This is a genomic window from Aquabacter cavernae (assembly GCF_003993795.1).
GTDB classification, from domain to species: Bacteria; Pseudomonadota; Alphaproteobacteria; order Rhizobiales; family Xanthobacteraceae; genus Aquabacter; species Aquabacter cavernae.
Window position 1 is genome coordinate 81,240 of sequence record NZ_RWKV01000010.1, and the last position, 16,711, is coordinate 97,950.

The following is a 16,711-nucleotide window of genomic DNA, read 5'->3' on the forward strand; positions in this document are numbered from 1 at the left end:
ACAAAGTATCGCCGATTCCGGGGGGCGAGCGTGTCGAACAGGATTCTTCAAGTTTTGGGATTGTTCCGTAGCAGGCCTTGGCCGCTGACGGTGGAAGAGATCGCGCAGGAGACGGGCGTGTCCCAAAGCTCGGCCTATCGCGATGTGCAGGAGCTGTGCCGCGCGGGCTTTCTCGATCCGGTGCTGGGGGCGGGCTATGTGCTCGGCCCCGCCTTCATCGAGTATGACCGGCTGCTGCGGCAGGGCGATACGCTCATCCCCATCGCCTCGCGGGTGATGCGGGGGCTGTTGGACGGCACCACCCAGCGTGCCACGGCCATTTTGTGCCGGCGCTATCGCGACACGGTGATGTGCGTGCACCAGGAGCACGGCACGGGTCCCCATCCCATCACCACCTATGAGCGTGGCGTCGCCATGCCCTTGTTCGCGGGTGCCTCGTCCAAGGTGGTGCTGGCCCATCTGGAGGACCGGGCGCTGAAGCGCATCTATCTGGACAGTGAGGACACCATCCGCGCGCGCCTCGGCCATGGCGACTGGAAGGCGTTCAAGGCGGAGGTGCGCGCCATCCGCAAGGCGGGCGTGGTGGAAACCGCCTCGGAAGTGGCCGCCGGGCGCGTGGGCATCGCGGCGCCGGTGGTGGTGAACAAGCAGGTGATCGCGGGGATCAGTCTGGTTCTCGGCGAGGATGCGCTGGGAAGCGCCTCCACGGCCTTTCAGCAGGCCGTCATCGCCGCCGCCCGCACCATTTCCGACGAGATCGCCCAAGGCGACACCTGGGTGGCGCGATAGGGCCCGGGTGGCGCGATAGGGCGATCTGTCATTCGCGAAGCCTGCTCAGCGCGTTGCCGCGCCTGAGGTGGGCGGACCGGCCCGGTAGGTGGCATCGCTCACCTGCTCCATCCAGGTCACCGAGCTGCCGTTCAGCGCCTCGGCCACGGCGAAATGGACCATGGGGGCCGTGGCGGCGGCGCCGTGCCAGTGGCGCACATGAGGCGGGATCCACACCACATCGCCCGGCCGCATCTCCTCGATGGGGCCGCCTTCCTTCTGCACCCAGCCCGTGCCGGAGACAACGAAAAGGGTCTGCCCCAGCGGATGGGTGTGCCACGCGGTGCGCGCGCCCGGCGCGAAGGCGACCGTGGCACCCGCGACGCGGGCCGGGGCATCGCCCTGGTAGCGGCTGGAGACGGTGACCTTGCCCGTGAAATTCTCCGCCGGCCCCGGAGCAGAGGCGGCGCCCGCCGCGCGCAGGATGCGGATCTGGGCCGATGTGGGAGCCGGGGCGGCGGGAGCGGCTTTGGCCTCGCGGTCCGCCAGCACCTTCTGGAGCACCGGCACGGCCGACATGGCGCGCGGCCATCCCGCATAGAAGCCCACCTGCGCGAGCACTTCGGAGGCTTCCTCTCGGGTGAGCCCGTTATCCATGGCGCGGTTGGCGTGGAAGGGAAGCTGCTCGGGCTGGCCGATGGCCACCAGGGCGGCCATGGTCACGAGGCTGCGGTCGCGCGGCGCGAGGTCCGGCCGCTGCCAGAGGTCGCCGAACAGGATGCGGTTGGTCAGCTCCGCCAGAGCGGGCGCGGTAGGCGCCACGGTGCTGTCCACGCGCGCCTTGCGATCCGCCTCGGCGGCGGCCTCCAGGGCGATGCGGGCGGCGGTGCTGGAGGCGAGCGGGCCGATGCCGCGCTCGCCGAACACGCTCTTCACCTCGTTGACGGCCGAGATGGCATTGGGCCAGCCGGAATAGAAGGCCAGCTGCGTGATCATCTCGCCCAGCTCGGCGGGCGTCACGCCATTATCGAGGGCGCGGCGCACATGGCTCCCGATCTGCGCCGTCTTGCCGGTGGAAATGAGGACCGAGACTGTGACGATGCTGCGGTCGCGCGGGGCCAGGGCCTTGCTTTCCCACACCTCTCCGAACAGCACGGAATCGGTGAAGGTCCCGAGCCCGGGCGCCACCTCATAGACGGCGGGCGGCGCGACGCGGGGGCGGCGGTTTTCCTGGGCCTCCACGGCGGTGGCGGCCAAAGCGGACATGGCGAGGCCCGCGGCGATGGTCTTCATGATCATCTCTCCGAAAAATATCTGGCGTGTGGATGGGGCGGCCTCAGCTCACATTGAGGTCCACATTCTTCAGCGGCAGTTGGCGCACCCGTTTGCCCGTGGCGGCGAAGACGGCGTTCAGCACGGCCGGTGCCGCCACCGCGATGGTGGGCTCTCCCACCCCGCCCCAGAAGCCGCCGGAGGGCAGGGTGATGACCTCCACCGCCGGCATCTCGTCCAGGCGCATCACGTTGTAGGTGTCGAAATTCTCCTGCTCAATGCGCCCGTCCTTCACCGTGCATTCGCCGTAGAGCATGGCGGAGAGGCCGTAGACGAAGGAGCCCGACACCTGGGCGTCCACCTGCTGCGGGTTCACCACATGGCCGGGATCGGTGGCGGCGACGATGCGGTGGATCTTCAACTGCCCGTCCGCCACGGACACTTCGGCGGCGGCGGCCACATAGCTGCCGAAGCCCATCACCTGGGCGATGCCCCGCGCCCGGCCTTTCGCGGGCGGGGTCTCCCAGCCGATGCCCTTGGCCGCAGCCTCCAGCACCGCCAGATGCTTGGGATGATTGCGCATGAGCGTGCGGCGGAAGGCGAGGGGATCCTGGCCCGCCGTTTCAGCCAGCTCGTCGATGAAGCATTCCAGATAGATGGCGTTCTGGTTGAGGTTCACCCCTCGCCAGGCGCCGGGCCGGATATGCGGGTTGCGCATCGCATGGTCGATGAGCAGGTTGGGAATGGTATATCCCAACGCCATCTCCCCGCCGGGGGTGAGGCCCTGGAACACGAGCGGGTCGCCCTTCGCCGTCATGAGGCCGGGAATTGCATAGATGGCGATGGACTGGCCGGAGATGCGCATATGGAGCGCCTCCACCTCGCCCTTGGCGTCCAGCGATGCGCGCAGGCGGCATTGGGTGATGGGGTGGAAGCGGCCCTGGAGCATGTCCTCCTCGCGCGTCCACATCATCTTCACGGGCGTGCCCGGCACCTGCCTGGCGATCCGCGTCGCCATGGTGAGATAGTCGGTCTGCAGGCGCCTCCCGAAGCTGCCGCCGATGCGCATCACCTGGATATCGCAGGCGCTCGCGGGCAGCCCGGCGGCGGCGGAAACGGCGGCAAGCGCCGCCTCGGGCACCTGCGTCGGTCCCCACACCTCGCAGCGCTCCGGGGTCCAGCGCACGGTGGCGGCCAGCACCTCCATGGGGGCATGGTTCTGGTAGGGAAAGCCGTAATCCGCCTCGATCACGCGCCGGGCACCGGCCAACGTGCCCTTCGCATCACCAATCGCATTGCCCACGAAGGGCGTCTCGGCTGTGAGGCCCTCGCGCACCATGGCGGCGATGGTCTCGCTGGAGACCTTGGCGTTGGGGCCTTCGTCCCAGGTGATGGGCAGGGCGTCGAGGGCGGTCTTGGCGCGCCAGAAGGTGTCGGCCACCACGGCCACCGTCTCGTCATCCACCTTCAGCACATGCTTCACGCCCGGCATGCCCGCCACGGCCGCCGCGTCGAAGCTCTTGAGGGTGCCGCCATGCACGGGGCAGGCTTTGGGCACGGCAACGAGCATGCCGGGCATGCGATAGTCGATGCCGTAGACCAGCGAGCCGTCCAGCTTGTCCTTCGTGTCGAGCCGCTTCACCGGCTGGCCGGCGATGGTCCAGGCGGCGGGGTCCTTCAGCCGCACGTCGGCAGGCGGCGTGATGGCGCCTGCCGTTCCGGCGACGGCCCCATAGGTGGTGGTGCGTTTTGTGGGCGTGTGGGTGATGACGCCCTTCGCGACGGTGCATTCACCAGTTGGAACGCCCCAGCCTTTCGCCGCCGCTTCCAGCAGGACCGCGCGCGCAGCGGCACCGCCCCGGCGCACATAATCCTGCGAGCCGCGAATGGCGCGGGAGCCGCCGGTGGACTGGGTGTTCCACACATTGCCCCGGCGCGCATTCTCGGCGGGGTTCACCAGCTCGAAGCGCACCTTGTCCCAGTCACAGTCCAGTTCCTCGGCCACCAATTGGGCAAGGCCCGTGAGCGAACCCTGGCCCATCTCGATGCGGGCGATGCGGATGATGACCGTCTCGTCGGGCTGGATCACCACCCAGGCATTCACTTCCGGAGCCGCGCCTTGCGCAGCGACGGGTGTGGCGAGCGGGAAGGAGAAGCCGAAGGTGAAGAGACCGGCGGCGGCGCCGGTTCCGGCCAGGAAGCCGCGACGGGAGAGGCGCGGGCCGGAAGGGGTGGCTTTGGATGCGGGATGTGCGGTCATGTATGCCTCCCTCAGCCGCGCATGCGTTCGGCGGCGTGCTTCACGCCCGCCAGAACGCGCCCATAGGTGCCGCAGCGACAGATATTGGTGATCTCAGCGCGGATATCGTCGTCGCTGGGATTGGGATTCTGGGCCAGCAAGGCCGAGGCGGCCATGATCATGCCCACCTGACAGAAGCCGCATTGGGCGACATCCAGCTCGGCCCAAGCCTCCTGCACCGGATGGGGTTTGGGAACCCCCAGCCCCTCGATGGTGACGATGGCCTGGTCCGGCCCCACTGCGCTCACCGGCAGCGCGCAGGAGCGGGTGGCCACCCCGTCGAGATGGATCGTGCAGGCGCCGCATTGGGCGATGCCGCATCCATATTTCGTGCCGGTCAGCCCCACATGCTCCCGGATGACCCAGAGGAGCGGGGTGTCGTCTTCCACCTGCACCTCAACCGAGGCGCCGTTGATGGTCAGCTTTGTCATGGCTTGCTCCCGGTTTCGAGATAGGCGGCGAGGGCGGCCCGGTCCGCTTCGGCGGGCACGGCGATGGCCATGGTGGTGCCCTTCACCATGGCGCGGGGATTGGCGAGATAGGTCTGGAGCTGCGCTGCGTCCCAGGTGATGCCGCTGTCCCGCATGCCCTGCGAATAACGGGCGCCCTCCACGCTGCCCGCCTTGCGGCCGAGCAGGCCGTTCAGGGTGGGGCCGATCCGGTTCTGCCCGGCGTCCAGCGAATGGCAGGAGGCGCAGCGGGCGCGGAACAGCCGCTCGCCCGCGGCGGCCTCAGGCCCCGGAGCGGTCTGGGCGAAGGCGGGCGCAGCCAGGAGGGCGGGGCTGAGGAGAAGGCTTGTGATCACCGCGGCGTGGCGTGCATTCATTCCGTTGTCCGTCATGGCTGCGGGCGCCGAGGGGCCGGCACCTCATCCGCAACTTGACTGAAGGTAATCCGCCATCCGCCGCGCGATTAGGGCGGCCAATCCGCATGAGGCTATGCGGATGATTCATGAGTTCGCCGTGTGCAATCCCTGAATTCATGAATGAGGCGCATGACTTCATGCGCTTTGTTGCGGCTAATGGCGCGTCCACGACCGGCCTATTGTCCCGCCCGGAAATTGAAGCCCGGAGGGCGAACAATGCAGAAGCGTATTCTCGGCACGGACGGCCTGGAGGTCTCGGCTCTCGGCTTCGGCTGCATGGGCCTGGATTTCGGCTATGCCACCAAGGTCACGCGGCCGGAGGGCGTCGCGCTGATCCGCGCGGCGGTGGAGCGGGGCGTGACCTTCTTCGACACGGCGGAAGTCTATGGCCCCTTCACCAATGAGGAGATGGTGGGCGAGGCGCTGCGCCCCGTCCGCGACCAGGTGGTGATCGCCACCAAGTTCGGCTTCAAGATCGTGGACGGGAAGCAGGCGGGCCTCGACAGCCGCCCCGACCATATCAAGGCGGTGGCGGACGCCTCCCTGAAGCGCCTCGGCATCGAGGTGATCGACCTGTTCTACCAGCACCGCGTGGACCCCAACGTGCCCATCGAGGATGTGGCGGGCGCCGTGAAGGACCTGATCGCCGCCGGAAAGGTGCGCCATTTCGGCCTGTCCGAACCCGGCGCGCAGACGGTGCGGCGGGCCCATGCGGTGCAGAAGGTGACCACGCTCCAGAACGAATATTCGCTCTGGACGCGCGGCCCGGAGACCAACGGCATCCTTGAGGCCTGCGAGGAGCTGGGCATCGGCCTCGTGCCCTACAGCCCGTTGGGCAAGGGCTTCCTGACCGGCGCCATGGCCAGCGGGACCAAGCTGGGCGAGGGCGACTTCCGCAACATCCTGCCCCGCTTCACGCCCGAGGCCATGGAGAAGAACCAGGCGTTGGTGGACCTGCTGAAGTCCATCGGAGCCGCCAAGGGCGCCACGCCAGCCCAGGTCGCGCTCGCGTGGCTGCTGGCGCAGAAGCCTTGGATCGTGCCCATTCCGGGCACCACCAAGCTGCATCGGCTGGAGGAAAATCTCGGCGCGGCGGACGTGGTTCTCGATGCCGGCGACCTCGCGCAGATCCGGCAGGCACTGGCGGGGATCGATGTGGAGGGCGAGCGCTATCCCGCGCACCTGCTGGCCATTACCGGGCTCTGAGCCTCATGTGGGGCGCTAGAGCCTGATCCGATCAGGTTGAATCAACCTGATCGGTGAATCAGCCTCTGATCTCTTGATAGAGAACGTTTTACCCATCGGATTGCATCGCAATCCGATGGGTACGTGCTCTAGCCGCGCCCCACCGCATAACGCAAATGGAAGCAGCCATTCCCCGCGTTCTCGCAGGAGATGAGCGACAATTCCACCTTGCCCGCGAGCCCCTCCGGCCCCGCATCGACGATGGCGGCGATGGCCGGCCGCCCGTCGAGGGTCGGGGTCAGGACGAGGCTGAACTCGTCCACGAGGCCGGCGGCCAAAAGGGCGCCGTTGGTCTTGGCGCCGCCTTCCAGCAGCAGGCGGCGGATGCCCAGCTCCCGGCCCAGCGTCTCCAGCATGGCGGCAAGGTCCATCTCCGGCCCGTCCGCCACGAGATAGGAGATCCCGTCGGCGGCAAGCTCCGCCAGGTGGCTGTCCGCGATCCCGTTGCCCAGCAGCACCACGACGGCATCGCCGCCCAGCGTCGGGCCGCTGAAATGCAGCTTGCCGGACGGGTCGATGGCGATGGCATAGCCCTGCGCGCCGCGCACCGGCAAATGCTGCGAACGCGCGACCGCGCCGAAATCGGCGGGCGGATGGGGCTCGGCCCGCGCCATCTCCGCCAGCGTGGTGCGCCCCACCATCCAGGCGTCGGGCTCCAGCGCCGCATGGATGCGCTCATAGACCTCGCTCCAGGTGGCCCGGTCACCGTCGGGGCTGCGGGTCCAGCCGCTGGGATGCAGGCGACCGTCCAGGGAGGTGACCATGTGGCAGATGATGTGGGGCTTCATGAAGCGGCTCCTGCGGGCGATGCCGCGCGGGTGAAAGGGTCACATCCTGTTTATCAGCCCGGCTCAGGTGAAGATGTGCGTTGAAAACGGCATGAAGCTATGTCCTGCATTCATGAATGCAGCGCGATGACCTTGTGGACCTCAATGCCTTCCTCATTGTCTCGGAGGAGCGCAGCTTCACCCGTGCCGCCGCCCGGCTCGGCACCTCGCAATCGGCGCTGAGTCATACCGTCCGGCGCCTGGAAACCCGGCTCGGCGTGCGGCTCCTGACCCGCACCACGCGCAGCGTCGCGCCCACGGAAGCCGGCGAGCGGCTGCTGGGCACCTTGCGGCCCGCCTTCGAGCATATCGGCGCGCAGCTTCTCTCCCTGGGCGAGCTACGGGAGAAGCCGGCGGGCACGATCCGCATCACCGCCGCCGAGCATGCGGCGACCACCCTTCTGTGGCCCGCCTTGAAGCGGCTGCTGCCGGACTATCCCGACATTCATGTGGAACTGAGCGTCGATTCCAGCCTCACCGATATCGTCGCCGCGCGCTTCGATGCGGGAGTGCGGCTGGGCGAGGCCATCGCCAAGGACATGATCGCGGTGCCCATCGGCCCCGAGCTGCGGCTTGTGGTGGTGGGGGCGCCCGCTTATTTCGCGGATCATCCCATTCCCAACACCCCGCAGGATCTGGCGGACCATTCCTGCATCAATCTGCGGATGCTGACGTCGGGCGGCCTTTATGCCTGGGAGCTGAGCAAGGACGGGCGCGATGTGCGCGTCCGCGTGGAAGGGCAATTCGCCTGCAACAACATGCCCATGATCGTGCAGGCGGCCCTGGACGGGTTCGGGCTCGCCTTCGTCATGGAGGACCGGGCGCAGGAGCATATCGAGGCGGGGCGCCTGATCCCGGTTCTGGAGGATTGGTGCCCCAGCTTTCCGGGCTACCATCTCTATTATCCCAGCCGCCGCCAGCCCTCGGCCGCCTTCTCGCTGCTGGTGGACGCGCTGCGCTATCGCGGCTGAAGCCTACCCACCTTAAGGCCGGCGGCGCATCTCCTTAGGGGAGACGCCGAAGGCGCGCCGGAAGGCGGTGGCGAAATTGGCGGAGGAATTGTACCCGGCCCGATAGGCCGCCTCGGACACCGAAAGCCCTTCCTCCTGAAGCGCCTGCCGGGCGCGCTCCAGCTTGCGGCGGCGGACATATTCAAACACCGTCATGCCGAAGGCGGTGCGGAACAGGCGTTGCAGCCGGTTGGCGCTCATGCCCGCCTCCCGGGCCACGTCCTCCAGCGTGAACTCGCCGTCCAGCCGGGCTTCCAGGAAGTCGTGCACCTCCCACATGCGCCGCTGCTCGCGCGGCAGCAGGCCGGTGGGTGCGCCCTGGGGCGGATCCTGGCCCAGCAGGCCCAGCGCTTCCGCGGCGATCTCCAGCACCCGGCTTTCCAAATGAAGGGCATTCAGCAGCGCGCCATGAGAGGGCGGGCGCAGCACCTGCTCGGCCAGCGCCAGCAGCCGCGCGGAGGGCCGGAAGCGGGCGCTGGAGAGGTGATCGCTGAACAGCGCGCGGACCGCGCCATGGCCGGCAATATCCTCCAGCCCCTCGCCGTCGAGCCAGTCGAAGGGGAGGGAGACATTGACCTTGCGCACATGCATGCCCTGCCGTCCGCGACGGCGGAACAGGTCCGGCTCGCCGCGGGCGATCATCACCCCCTCGATCTCGCCGGTGGCGGCGGGGCCGAGCAGGAAGCGACGGTCGCCCAGCGTCACGTCCGCCATGCCGTCGAGGAACAGGCTGATGGTGACGCCCTCGGCATGGACGAGCTGGGTGGTCAGGTCATGCATGTCGCTGGCATCGGTGGCGTGGAGCGTCAGCCCCGAGCGCAGCCGCACCATCTGGTACCGGCCGCGCAACACCGCGCCTTCCACGGGCAGGTCCGGGGTCAGAACGGCGAAATTCGAGCCGCACATCCGCGACGCCCGCGCAATGTCCGCCGGGCTGACGGTATGCGCGATGTCGGCTCCCCCGCTTTGGCCCGCCCGGGGCAGGCCGGGAGCATTCTGCCGAAAGACCGTGTCCATGGCGCATGGGAGCGTCATCGGTCGTTGATTGTCAATATTCATCCGGATACTTCAATTTAGTATCGTTCTAATATGTGGCATCCGCCCTTCATGTCGTACATTGGTCGGGTTGCCGTGTGGACAGTTCTGGCGCTTTTCTAGAGAGGCGGCGATCGCGCAAACATATTATACGCTGGTGCAAACGGATTCATTCTGGAGGTGCGGGGCGGGGCTGCTTAAAAACCGTGTTCAATCGCCCGATTCAGATTTCGGAAAGTTGAAATGGCACGCACATCCTTCCTCCGCTCCTCGGCAGCAATGTCGGTTTCCAGCGTCGCGCTCCTCGCCGGGCTCTCGGTCATCGGTCCGGTGCGGGAGGCTTCCGCCCAGCAGGCGGCCGGCGGCGGCGACATCTCGCTGGAGGCGGTGAATGTGCAGGCGCCCGACTGGCAGGTTCTGACCGAGGGCAAGGACACCTATACCAGCGCCATCACCAGCACTGGCGTGGGCAGCCCCACGTCCTGGAAGCAGATTCCCCAGTCCATCAGCACGGTCACCAGCCAGCGCATCCAGGACCAGGGCTTCACCCAGCTGGAAGAGGCCATGTCGCGCACCACGGGCATGGTCATCCTGCAGAACGACCTCGGCCGCTCCTCCATCTTCTCGCGCGGCTATGAAGTGGACCAGATGCTGGTGAACGGCCTCCCGGCTCCGCTTTCCAGCATTTACGGCACCCAGCCCGACCTTGCCATCTTCGACCGGCTGGACGTGCTGAAGGGTCCGGCGGGCCTCTATTATGGCGGCACGGGCGCGGGCGGAAATTCCGGCCCGAGCGGCGTGGTCAACGGCATCCTGAAGCCTGCGGTCGCGGACTATTTCCTCAATGCCGAACTCACCGGCGGCTCCTGGGACTATGGCCGGGCGCAGCTGGACGCGGGCGGCAAGCTGAATGCGGCGGGCACCGTGCGCGGCCGCATCGTGGCCGCCTATCAGGACGCGGACAGCTTCGTCGATTACAACGAGAACAAGGTCTGGCTCGGCTACGGCACGCTCGCCTTCGACATCACCGAGAACACCACCCTGTCGCTCTATGCCTGGCACCAGGAGCGCGACATGCTGCCGTTCAACGGCCTGCCGGCGGTCAATCTCGGCGGCGGGGTTGGGCAATTGCTCAACGTGCCGCGCAACACCTTCATCGGCGCCACCTGGAACACCTTCAACAACGCCACCACGGACTATGTGGCCGAGCTGGAGCACAAGTTCGACAATGGCGGCGAGGCGAAGGCGTCGGTGCGCTATTCCGACCGCTCGGTGAATTATCGCTACGCCTATGGCGGCAGCGCGGTCTCCATGGCCCCCGCCACCCTCGGCAATCTCTCCATGCAGTACACGGCGGCGCAATATACCGAGACGTCCCTGTCCGGCGATGCGCATGTGACGACGCCGTTCGAGGCGTTCGGACAGACCCATGAAGTGACGGGCGGCTTCGCCTTCTCCACCGTGGACACGAACCTGCTGGCGCCCACCTCCACCACGCTGCCGGGCACCTACAACATCTTCGCCTTCAACCCGGCGAGCGTGCCCGTGCCCACCACCATCTATAACCGCCAGAGCCTGACCGACCCCACCCAGTGGGGCGCCTATGGGCAGGCGAAGATCAAGCCGCTTCAGCCCCTCACTTTGCTGCTGGGCGGCCGCTTCGCCTGGTATGACAACACGTCCAACGTCACCACGGTGAACACCGCCAACGGCGCCGTGACCACCACCAGCGCGCCGGTGAATTATGATGGCGAGTTCGTGCCTTATGCGGGCCTTGTCCTCGACCTCACCAAGGAAGTATCGGCCTATATCAGCTACACCGACACCTTCACGCCCCAGACCGAGCTGGACGCCAATGGCGACGCGCTCCAGCCGCGCCAGGGCTACCAGTATGAAGGCGGCCTGAAGGGCAGCTTCTTCGACGGCGCGCTCAACGCCTCCGCCGCCATGTTCCTGATCCGCGACACCAACCGCGCGCTGGCGACGGCCAATCCCAACGTCTATGTGGCGGCGGGCGAGACCCAGGTCTCCGGCTATGAGCTGGAAATCAGCGGAAAGCTGGCGCCGGGCTGGGAGGTCTATGCGGGCTATACCTACACCGAGACCGAATATCTCACCGCCACCGCCGCCCAGATCACCACGGGCTTCAGCACCTTCACGCCCCGCAACAATTTCAATCTCTGGACCAAGTATGAGTTCCAGGATCCCCGGCTGCAGGGCCTGCACATCGCCGGCGGCGTCAAGCACCTGTCCAGCTTCTACACCAAGTCCGGCGGCGTGACGCTGACGGCCCCCGAATACACCACCGTGGACGCGCAGGTCGGCTACAAGTTCAACAAGCACCTGCAGGCCACGTTCACGGCCACCAACATTTTCGACGAAGACTACTATACCCGCGTCGGCTCCACCGCCTTGTTCAACTTCTACGGCGAGCCGCGCGCCTACTGGCTGAAGGTGAGCGCGACCTATTGATGCCCCGACCCGAGGCCCGCGTGGCTGAACGGACCCTGCTGCCCGCCCTGCGCACTTTCGCGCGCGGGGGGGCGGTGGATGCGAGCGTGCTCGCCCGGAGCGCCCGCTTCGTGGCGGATGACGGACTGCGCCTGGACCTTGCCTGGCCGGAAGGCCCGGCGCCGGAGGGGGGCTTTCCCCTGCTGGTGGTGACGGACGCCAATGCCATGTTCGCCACCCTGGTGGAGACGGCGCGCCTCCAGGCGCTCCGTCCGGATGTGACGGGCCTCGGCGAGCCGGTGGTGCTCGGCATCGGCCACGACATTCCTGGCCTGTTCGATATGGCCCTGCGGGAGCGGGACTACACGCCCCCCGGCGCGGATCGCCTGCTGGGGCGGCTGGACGGGCTGATGGGCGATCTCGGCGCGCATCTGCCTTTGTCGCGGGAGCGCCGCGTGCTCATCGGCCATTCGCTGGGCGGCCTGTTCGCGCTCCTGGCTTTGTTCCGGCGGCCGGACCTCTTCACCGCCTATGTGGCCGCCTCGCCCTCCATCTGGTGGGACCGGGAGGCGGTGCGCGCGGGCGCGGAGGCGCTTCCCGCGCGCCTGACACGGCCGGTGCGGCTGCTTCTGACGGCGGGCGGCGGCGAGCGCGGTTCCCCGCCCGACGCGACCGTCGAGCCCGCCCAGGCGCGGCGGCTTGCGGAGCGGCGCGTGGTGGAGGAGGCGCAGGCGCTCGCCGCGCGCCTCGCCGAGGCCGCGCCCGCCCGCCTCAAAGTGACGACCCATATTTTCGAGGGCGAGAGCCATGGCAGCGTCATTCCTGGCGCCCTTGGCCGTGCCGCCCGCTTCGCATTCGAGGACTGACCATGACATCTCGCGCCGCGCGCCTGCTCTCTCGTCTCCTGGCGGCGCTCGTGCTCCTGCCGGTGCTGGCCGGTCTGGCCTGCGCCGCGCCCATCACGCTCACCGACATTGCCGGGCGCACCGTGACCCTGCCGGGGCCTGCCAAGCGCATCGTGCTGGCGGAAGGGCGCCAGCTCATCGCCCTCGCTCTGCTGGATCGTGACCCCGTGGCGCTGCTGGCGGGCTGGTCGGCGGATTTGCGGCGGCGCGACACGGCAACCTACGGGCTGGTGCGCGCGGTGTTTCCGAAGGTGGATGATGTTCCCATCGTGGGCGAGGGTTCGGAGGAGAGCTTCTCCGTGGAGAAGGCGTTGAGCGTCTCTCCCGACCTCGTGGTGCTGAGCGGACGGCTTGGCAGCTCTCGCCCGCAGCAGATGATGGACCAGTTCGCGGCGGCGGGCGTTCCGGTGGTCTTCGTCGATTTCTTCGCGCACCCTTTCAAGAACACCGTGCCGAGCCTGCGCATCCTCGGTGCTGCCATCGGCCGCGATGCCCAGGCTGCCGCCTATGTGGATTTCTACGAGGCGCGCATGGCGCGCATCGCCGCGCGTCTGGAAGGGCCGGGCGTCACTCGTCCGAAAGTCTTGCTGGAGGCCCATGCGGGCGGCTCCGGCCCGTGCTGCAACGTGCCCGCGCGCGGCAGCATCGGCGATTTCATCGCCTTTGCGGGCGGCCACAATATCGCGGCGGACGTCATTCCCGGCACCCACGGCCATCTGAGCCTCGAATATGTGCTCCGAGAGGATCCGTCCGTCTATATCGCCACCGGCGGCCCGCACATGAAGGGCACCGGCGGGCTGGTGCTCGGGCCGGGCTTCACCCCGGAAGAGGCGCGCGCCAGCCTGAAGGAGGTGGTGAGCCGTCCCGGCGTCGCGGAACTCACCGCCGTGCGCGACGGCAATGTCCACGGCCTGTTCCACAATCTCGTCAACCTGCCGCTCAACGTGCTGGTGGCCGAGGCGCTGGCGAAGTGGATCCATCCCGACCGGTTCCCGGATGTCGATCCCAACGCCACCCTGGCCGAGATCAATGCCCGCTTCCTGGCGGTGCCCTTCACCGGCACCTATTGGATCAATTTGAAGCCATGACCACCGCGTCTCCTCCCCTGACGGCGAGCGCGGCGGCGGCGGTGGCCGGGTATCGGCGGCTCCTCAGGCGCCGCCTGCTGCTGCTGGCCCTGCTGGTGGCGGCGGCCATCGGCGCCTTCCTGCTGGACCTTGCCAGCGGCGCCTCGGGCCTCTCCTTGCGCGAGGCGGTGATGACGCTGGTGGCGCCGGATGCCGCCTCGCGCACCAGCCTCGTCATCATCCGCGACATCCGCCTGCCCCAGGCGGTGATGGCGGTCATGGTGGGCATGGCCCTGGCCCTTGCGGGGGCCGAGATGCAGACCGTGCTCAACAATCCGCTGGCGAGCCCGCTTACGCTCGGCACCTCCTCGGCGGCGGTGTTCGGCGCGGCGCTCGCCATCGTGCTGGGCGTGGGCGTGCCCTTCATTCCGTTGAGCTGGATCATCTCCGCCAACGCCTTCGTCTTCGCCTTCGGCTCCATGCTGCTGATCCAGGCGCTGTCGCGGGCGCGGGGGGCGGGCAGCGAGACGGTGGTGCTGTTCGGCATCGCCCTGTTCTTCAGCTTCAACGCGCTGGTGGGCCTGCTGCAATATGTGGCCAGCGAGCAGGCGCTCCAGCAACTGGTCTTCTGGACCCTGGGCAGCCTCGGGCGGGCAAGCTGGGACAAAGCGGTCCTGCTCGCCTTGGTGCTTGCCTTCACCATTCCCTTCTCGCTGGCCGCCGCCTGGCGCCTCACCGCGCTCCGGCTCGGGGCCGAGCGGGCAGAGAGCTTCGGGGTGAACGTGGCGCGGGTGCGGCTCTGGTCGCTGGTGCGGGTCAGCGTGCTCACCGGCGCGGCAGTGTCCTTCGTGGGCATCATCGGCTTCATCGGCCTCGTGGCGCCCCACATGGCGCGGCTGCTGGTGGGCGAGGATCATCGCCTGTTCCTGCCAGCGAGCGCGCTCACGGGGGCGCTGGTGCTGTCGCTCGCGGCCACCGCCAGCAAGCTCATCGTGCCCGGCGCGGTTCTGCCCGTGGGCATCGTGACGGCGCTGGTGGGCGTGCCGGTCTTCATGCTCCTCATGTTCGGGCGGCGCACATGAGCGATGCGCTTTCCCTTCATGTGCACGAGGTCAGCGTCGGCTACGGGCGACGTGAAGTGGTGCGCGGCCTCTCCCTCGCGCCGCTGCGCGGGGGCTGCGTCACGGCGCTGGTGGGCCCCAATGCGGCGGGCAAGTCCACCTTGCTGCGCACCATTGCCGGGCTGCTGCCCATGCGCGGGCGGGTGAGCCTCGGCGCGGTCGATCTCGCCGGCCTGTCGCGGGCGGAACGTGCGGCGCGCATCGGCTTCATGCCCCAGTCGCTGCCGGGCGGCGTTGCGCTCACCGTCATGGAAACGGTGATGGGCGCGCTGCGGGCGGGCGGGGACGCGGCGCCCATATCCGGGAGCGAGATGCAGACGCGGGCCGCCCTCGCTCTGGATGATCTCGGCATCGGCGCCCTGGCGCTGGAGACGCTGGACAAGCTCTCGGGCGGGCAGCGCCAACTGGCAAGCCTCGCCCAGGCGCTCGTGCGGCGGCCGGACGTGCTGCTGCTGGACGAGCCCACCAGCGCGCTGGACCTGCGCCATCAGGTGGTCGTCATGTCCATTCTCCGGCGTCTCGCGGGGGAGGGGCGGCTGGTGGTGGCGGTGCTGCACGACCTCGCCCTCGCCGCGCGCTGGGCCGACCATGTGGTGGTCCTGTCCGAGGGCCGCTGCGCCGCCGAGGGCGCTCCGTCTCAGACCATCAGTTCCGCCGTGCTGGCAAGCGTCTACGGGGTCGAGGGCCGCGTGGAGACCTGCTCGCGCGGCATGCTTCAGATCATGGTGGACGGCCCGCTGCCGCCGTCCGCCCAAAAAACAGGGGAGACGTGACCATGGATGGCCAATTGCCGCGCTATCACGGCCTGCGGGTGCTGCAGGTTCTGCGCACGCATGCGCTCACCCCGCGCATGCGCCGCCTGGTGCTGGGCGGGCCGGAGATCGAGGGCATCAAGGACGGGCCAAATCTCAAGCTGCTGATCCCGCCGGAGGGCCTTCCCGCGCCCAAATGGCCGCTCCAGGGGGCCGATGGCCGCCCGCTCTGGCCGGAGGCGCCGGAGCGCCCCATCGTGCGCACCTACAGTGTGCGGCGCCTGGACCGGGCGAAGGGCGAGCTGTTCGTGGACTTCGTGCTGCACGGGGCCGGAGGCGTGGCCGCAGGCTTTGCCGCCCGCGCGGTGCCGGGCGACATGGTGGGCATTGGCGGGCCGGGCGGTCGGGACCTGCCGCTCGGCGATTTCCACCTGCTGGCGGGCGACCAGAGTGGCCTGCCGTCCATCGCCGCCATCCTGGAGCGCCTGCCGGCGAATGCGGTGGGCGCGGCCTTCATCGAGGTACCGGACGCCGCCGAGGAACTGGACCTCGTGCGCCCTGCGGGCGTGCGCCTCGTCTATCTCCATCGCGCCGGCGCGGCGGCGGGAACCACGACGCTTCTGCAGGATGCGGTCACCTCCATGCCCTGGCCCATCACAGGCCGGGTCTGCGCCTGGGTGGCGGCCGAATCCGCCTCCGCCCGCCTGCTGCGCACCTATCTGCGGGACACGCGCCACCTGCCGCCGCGCGACCTTGTGGTGGTGGGCTATTGGAAGCGCGGCATGAGCGAGAATGCCTATCAGCAGGCCCACGACCATGACCGCGACGCGGACTATCACCGCGCCGCCGCCGAGGAGCATGCGGCATAGAGCGTTTCCGAGCGAAGTGTGAAGCGGTTCGCGTGAAGGAAACGCGGAAAAACAAAGAGCTAGAGTGTTTCAGCGTTTCCGTGAAAAAGCTGAAACACTCTAGGTGACCGACTCATAACTTCGCAGCCAGATGCGGATTGATGCGAGTTGGATCGAAGCGAGGAAATTGTCGTCTCGCTTGTCGTAGCGGGTGGCGACGGCTCTGAAGTGTTTGAGCTTGTTGAA

General features: G+C 68.2%; 15 protein-coding genes and 1 pseudogene. 9 read left to right on the forward strand and 7 right to left on the reverse strand.

Annotated features, from left to right (window positions below):
• Positions 1–30 precede the first annotated feature (30 nt).
• Entirely contained in the window at positions 31–789 is a 759-nt protein-coding gene (locus EJJ38_RS12810) for an IclR family transcriptional regulator (protein ID WP_127090538.1), read from the forward strand.
• A 45-nt stretch (positions 790–834) separates the two neighbouring features.
• Here the strand turns inward: EJJ38_RS12810 and EJJ38_RS12815 are convergent, their stop codons facing one another.
• Genes EJJ38_RS12815 through EJJ38_RS12830 form a run of 4 tightly spaced genes read right to left on the reverse strand, consistent with a single transcriptional unit; the run spans position 835 to position 5,165 of the window.
• Positions 835–2,061: a (R)-mandelonitrile lyase gene (locus EJJ38_RS12815; RefSeq protein WP_127090539.1), complete on the reverse strand. Its 1,227-nt coding sequence runs from the start codon at positions 2,059–2,061 to the stop codon at positions 835–837.
• 43 nt (positions 2,062–2,104) lie between these two features.
• Positions 2,105–4,300, reverse strand: a complete 2,196-nt coding sequence (locus tag EJJ38_RS12820; protein ID WP_127090540.1) for a xanthine dehydrogenase family protein molybdopterin-binding subunit — start codon at positions 4,298–4,300, stop codon at positions 2,105–2,107.
• A gap of 11 nt (positions 4,301–4,311) precedes the next feature.
• The gene (locus EJJ38_RS12825; RefSeq protein ID WP_127090541.1) at positions 4,312–4,770 is read right to left on the reverse strand and encodes a (2Fe-2S)-binding protein; all 459 of its coding nucleotides are present in this window, start codon (positions 4,768–4,770) and stop codon (positions 4,312–4,314) included.
• Positions 4,767–5,165, reverse strand: a complete 399-nt coding sequence (locus EJJ38_RS12830) for a c-type cytochrome (protein ID WP_127090542.1) — start codon at positions 5,163–5,165, stop codon at positions 4,767–4,769. The genes EJJ38_RS12825 and EJJ38_RS12830 overlap by 4 nt, the downstream gene beginning before the upstream one ends.
• Before the next feature lie 255 nt (positions 5,166–5,420).
• Here EJJ38_RS12830 and EJJ38_RS12835 point away from each other — a divergent pair, with 255 nt between their 5' ends.
• Positions 5,421–6,410 (forward strand): aldo/keto reductase, encoded by a 990-nt coding sequence (locus EJJ38_RS12835; protein WP_127090543.1) that lies wholly within the window; start codon positions 5,421–5,423, stop codon positions 6,408–6,410.
• A gap of 128 nt (positions 6,411–6,538) precedes the next feature.
• Here EJJ38_RS12835 and EJJ38_RS12840 read toward each other — a convergent pair whose 3' ends face one another.
• Positions 6,539–7,237: a RibD family protein gene (locus EJJ38_RS12840; protein ID WP_127090544.1), complete on the reverse strand. Its 699-nt coding sequence runs from the start codon at positions 7,235–7,237 to the stop codon at positions 6,539–6,541.
• 116 nt (positions 7,238–7,353) lie between these two features.
• On the opposite strand from EJJ38_RS12840, the gene EJJ38_RS12845 reads away from it, so the two are divergent.
• A complete protein-coding gene (locus EJJ38_RS12845) occupies positions 7,354–8,247 on the forward strand; it encodes a LysR family transcriptional regulator (protein WP_127090545.1) in 894 nt (297 codons plus the stop codon).
• Positions 8,248–8,259: 12 nt separating this feature from the next.
• Here the strand turns inward: EJJ38_RS12845 and EJJ38_RS12850 are convergent, their stop codons facing one another.
• Positions 8,260–9,192 carry a helix-turn-helix transcriptional regulator gene (locus tag EJJ38_RS12850; protein ID WP_164738498.1) on the reverse strand — a complete coding sequence of 311 codons (933 nt, stop codon included), beginning with the start codon at positions 9,190–9,192 and terminating at the stop codon, positions 8,260–8,262.
• A 372-nt stretch (positions 9,193–9,564) separates the two neighbouring features.
• Between EJJ38_RS12850 and EJJ38_RS12855 the strand changes: the two genes are divergently transcribed.
• From EJJ38_RS12855 to EJJ38_RS12880, 6 genes are read left to right on the forward strand one after another with little or no spacing between them, the layout of a single operon-like run.
• On the forward strand, positions 9,565–11,793 hold the full coding sequence (locus EJJ38_RS12855; protein WP_127090547.1) for a TonB-dependent siderophore receptor: 2,229 nt from the start codon (positions 9,565–9,567) through the stop codon (positions 11,791–11,793).
• A gap of 20 nt (positions 11,794–11,813) precedes the next feature.
• Positions 11,814–12,638, forward strand: coding sequence for an alpha/beta hydrolase (locus tag EJJ38_RS20785; RefSeq protein WP_274704735.1), 825 nt, complete (start codon positions 11,814–11,816; stop codon positions 12,636–12,638).
• 2 nt (positions 12,639–12,640) lie between these two features.
• Positions 12,641–13,765: an ABC transporter substrate-binding protein gene (locus EJJ38_RS12865; protein WP_127090549.1), complete on the forward strand. Its 1,125-nt coding sequence runs from the start codon at positions 12,641–12,643 to the stop codon at positions 13,763–13,765.
• On the forward strand, positions 13,762–14,826 hold the full coding sequence (locus EJJ38_RS12870) for a FecCD family ABC transporter permease (protein ID WP_127090550.1): 1,065 nt from the start codon (positions 13,762–13,764) through the stop codon (positions 14,824–14,826). The genes EJJ38_RS12865 and EJJ38_RS12870 overlap by 4 nt, the downstream gene beginning before the upstream one ends.
• A complete protein-coding gene (locus EJJ38_RS12875; protein WP_127090551.1) occupies positions 14,823–15,638 on the forward strand; it encodes an ABC transporter ATP-binding protein in 816 nt (271 codons plus the stop codon). The genes EJJ38_RS12870 and EJJ38_RS12875 overlap by 4 nt, the downstream gene beginning before the upstream one ends.
• A 2-nt stretch (positions 15,639–15,640) precedes the next feature.
• Positions 15,641–16,486, forward strand: a complete 846-nt coding sequence (locus tag EJJ38_RS12880) for a siderophore-interacting protein (RefSeq protein ID WP_127090557.1) — start codon at positions 15,641–15,643, stop codon at positions 16,484–16,486.
• 99 nt (positions 16,487–16,585) lie between these two features.
• Here the strand turns inward: EJJ38_RS12880 and EJJ38_RS12885 are convergent.
• Positions 16,586–16,711: pseudogene (locus EJJ38_RS12885) on the reverse strand (IS5/IS1182 family transposase); the annotation flags it as partial.

Excerpts from the sequence above, each read along its gene's own strand:
- EJJ38_RS12815 (WP_127090539.1), bottom strand. The coding sequence starts at position 2,061 with ATGAAGACCATCGCCGCGGGCCTCGCCATGTCCGCTTTGGCCGCCACC.
- EJJ38_RS12820 (WP_127090540.1), bottom strand. The coding sequence starts at position 4,300 with ATGACCGCACATCCCGCATCCAAAGCCACCCCTTCCGGCCCGCGCCTC.
- EJJ38_RS12825 (WP_127090541.1), bottom strand. The coding sequence starts at position 4,770 with ATGACAAAGCTGACCATCAACGGCGCCTCGGTTGAGGTGCAGGTGGAA.
- EJJ38_RS12830 (WP_127090542.1), bottom strand. The coding sequence starts at position 5,165 with ATGAATGCACGCCACGCCGCGGTGATCACAAGCCTTCTCCTCAGCCCC.
- EJJ38_RS12835 (WP_127090543.1), top strand. The coding sequence starts at position 5,421 with ATGCAGAAGCGTATTCTCGGCACGGACGGCCTGGAGGTCTCGGCTCTC.
- EJJ38_RS12840 (WP_127090544.1), bottom strand. The coding sequence starts at position 7,237 with ATGAAGCCCCACATCATCTGCCACATGGTCACCTCCCTGGACGGTCGC.
- EJJ38_RS12845 (WP_127090545.1), top strand. The coding sequence starts at position 7,354 with ATGCAGCGCGATGACCTTGTGGACCTCAATGCCTTCCTCATTGTCTCG.
- EJJ38_RS12850 (WP_164738498.1), bottom strand. The coding sequence starts at position 9,192 with ATGTGCGGCTCGAATTTCGCCGTTCTGACCCCGGACCTGCCCGTGGAA.
- EJJ38_RS12855 (WP_127090547.1), top strand. The coding sequence starts at position 9,565 with ATGGCACGCACATCCTTCCTCCGCTCCTCGGCAGCAATGTCGGTTTCC.
- EJJ38_RS12865 (WP_127090549.1), top strand. The coding sequence starts at position 12,641 with ATGACATCTCGCGCCGCGCGCCTGCTCTCTCGTCTCCTGGCGGCGCTC.
- EJJ38_RS12870 (WP_127090550.1), top strand. The coding sequence starts at position 13,762 with ATGACCACCGCGTCTCCTCCCCTGACGGCGAGCGCGGCGGCGGCGGTG.
- EJJ38_RS12875 (WP_127090551.1), top strand. The coding sequence starts at position 14,823 with ATGAGCGATGCGCTTTCCCTTCATGTGCACGAGGTCAGCGTCGGCTAC.
- EJJ38_RS12880 (WP_127090557.1), top strand. The coding sequence starts at position 15,641 with ATGGATGGCCAATTGCCGCGCTATCACGGCCTGCGGGTGCTGCAGGTT.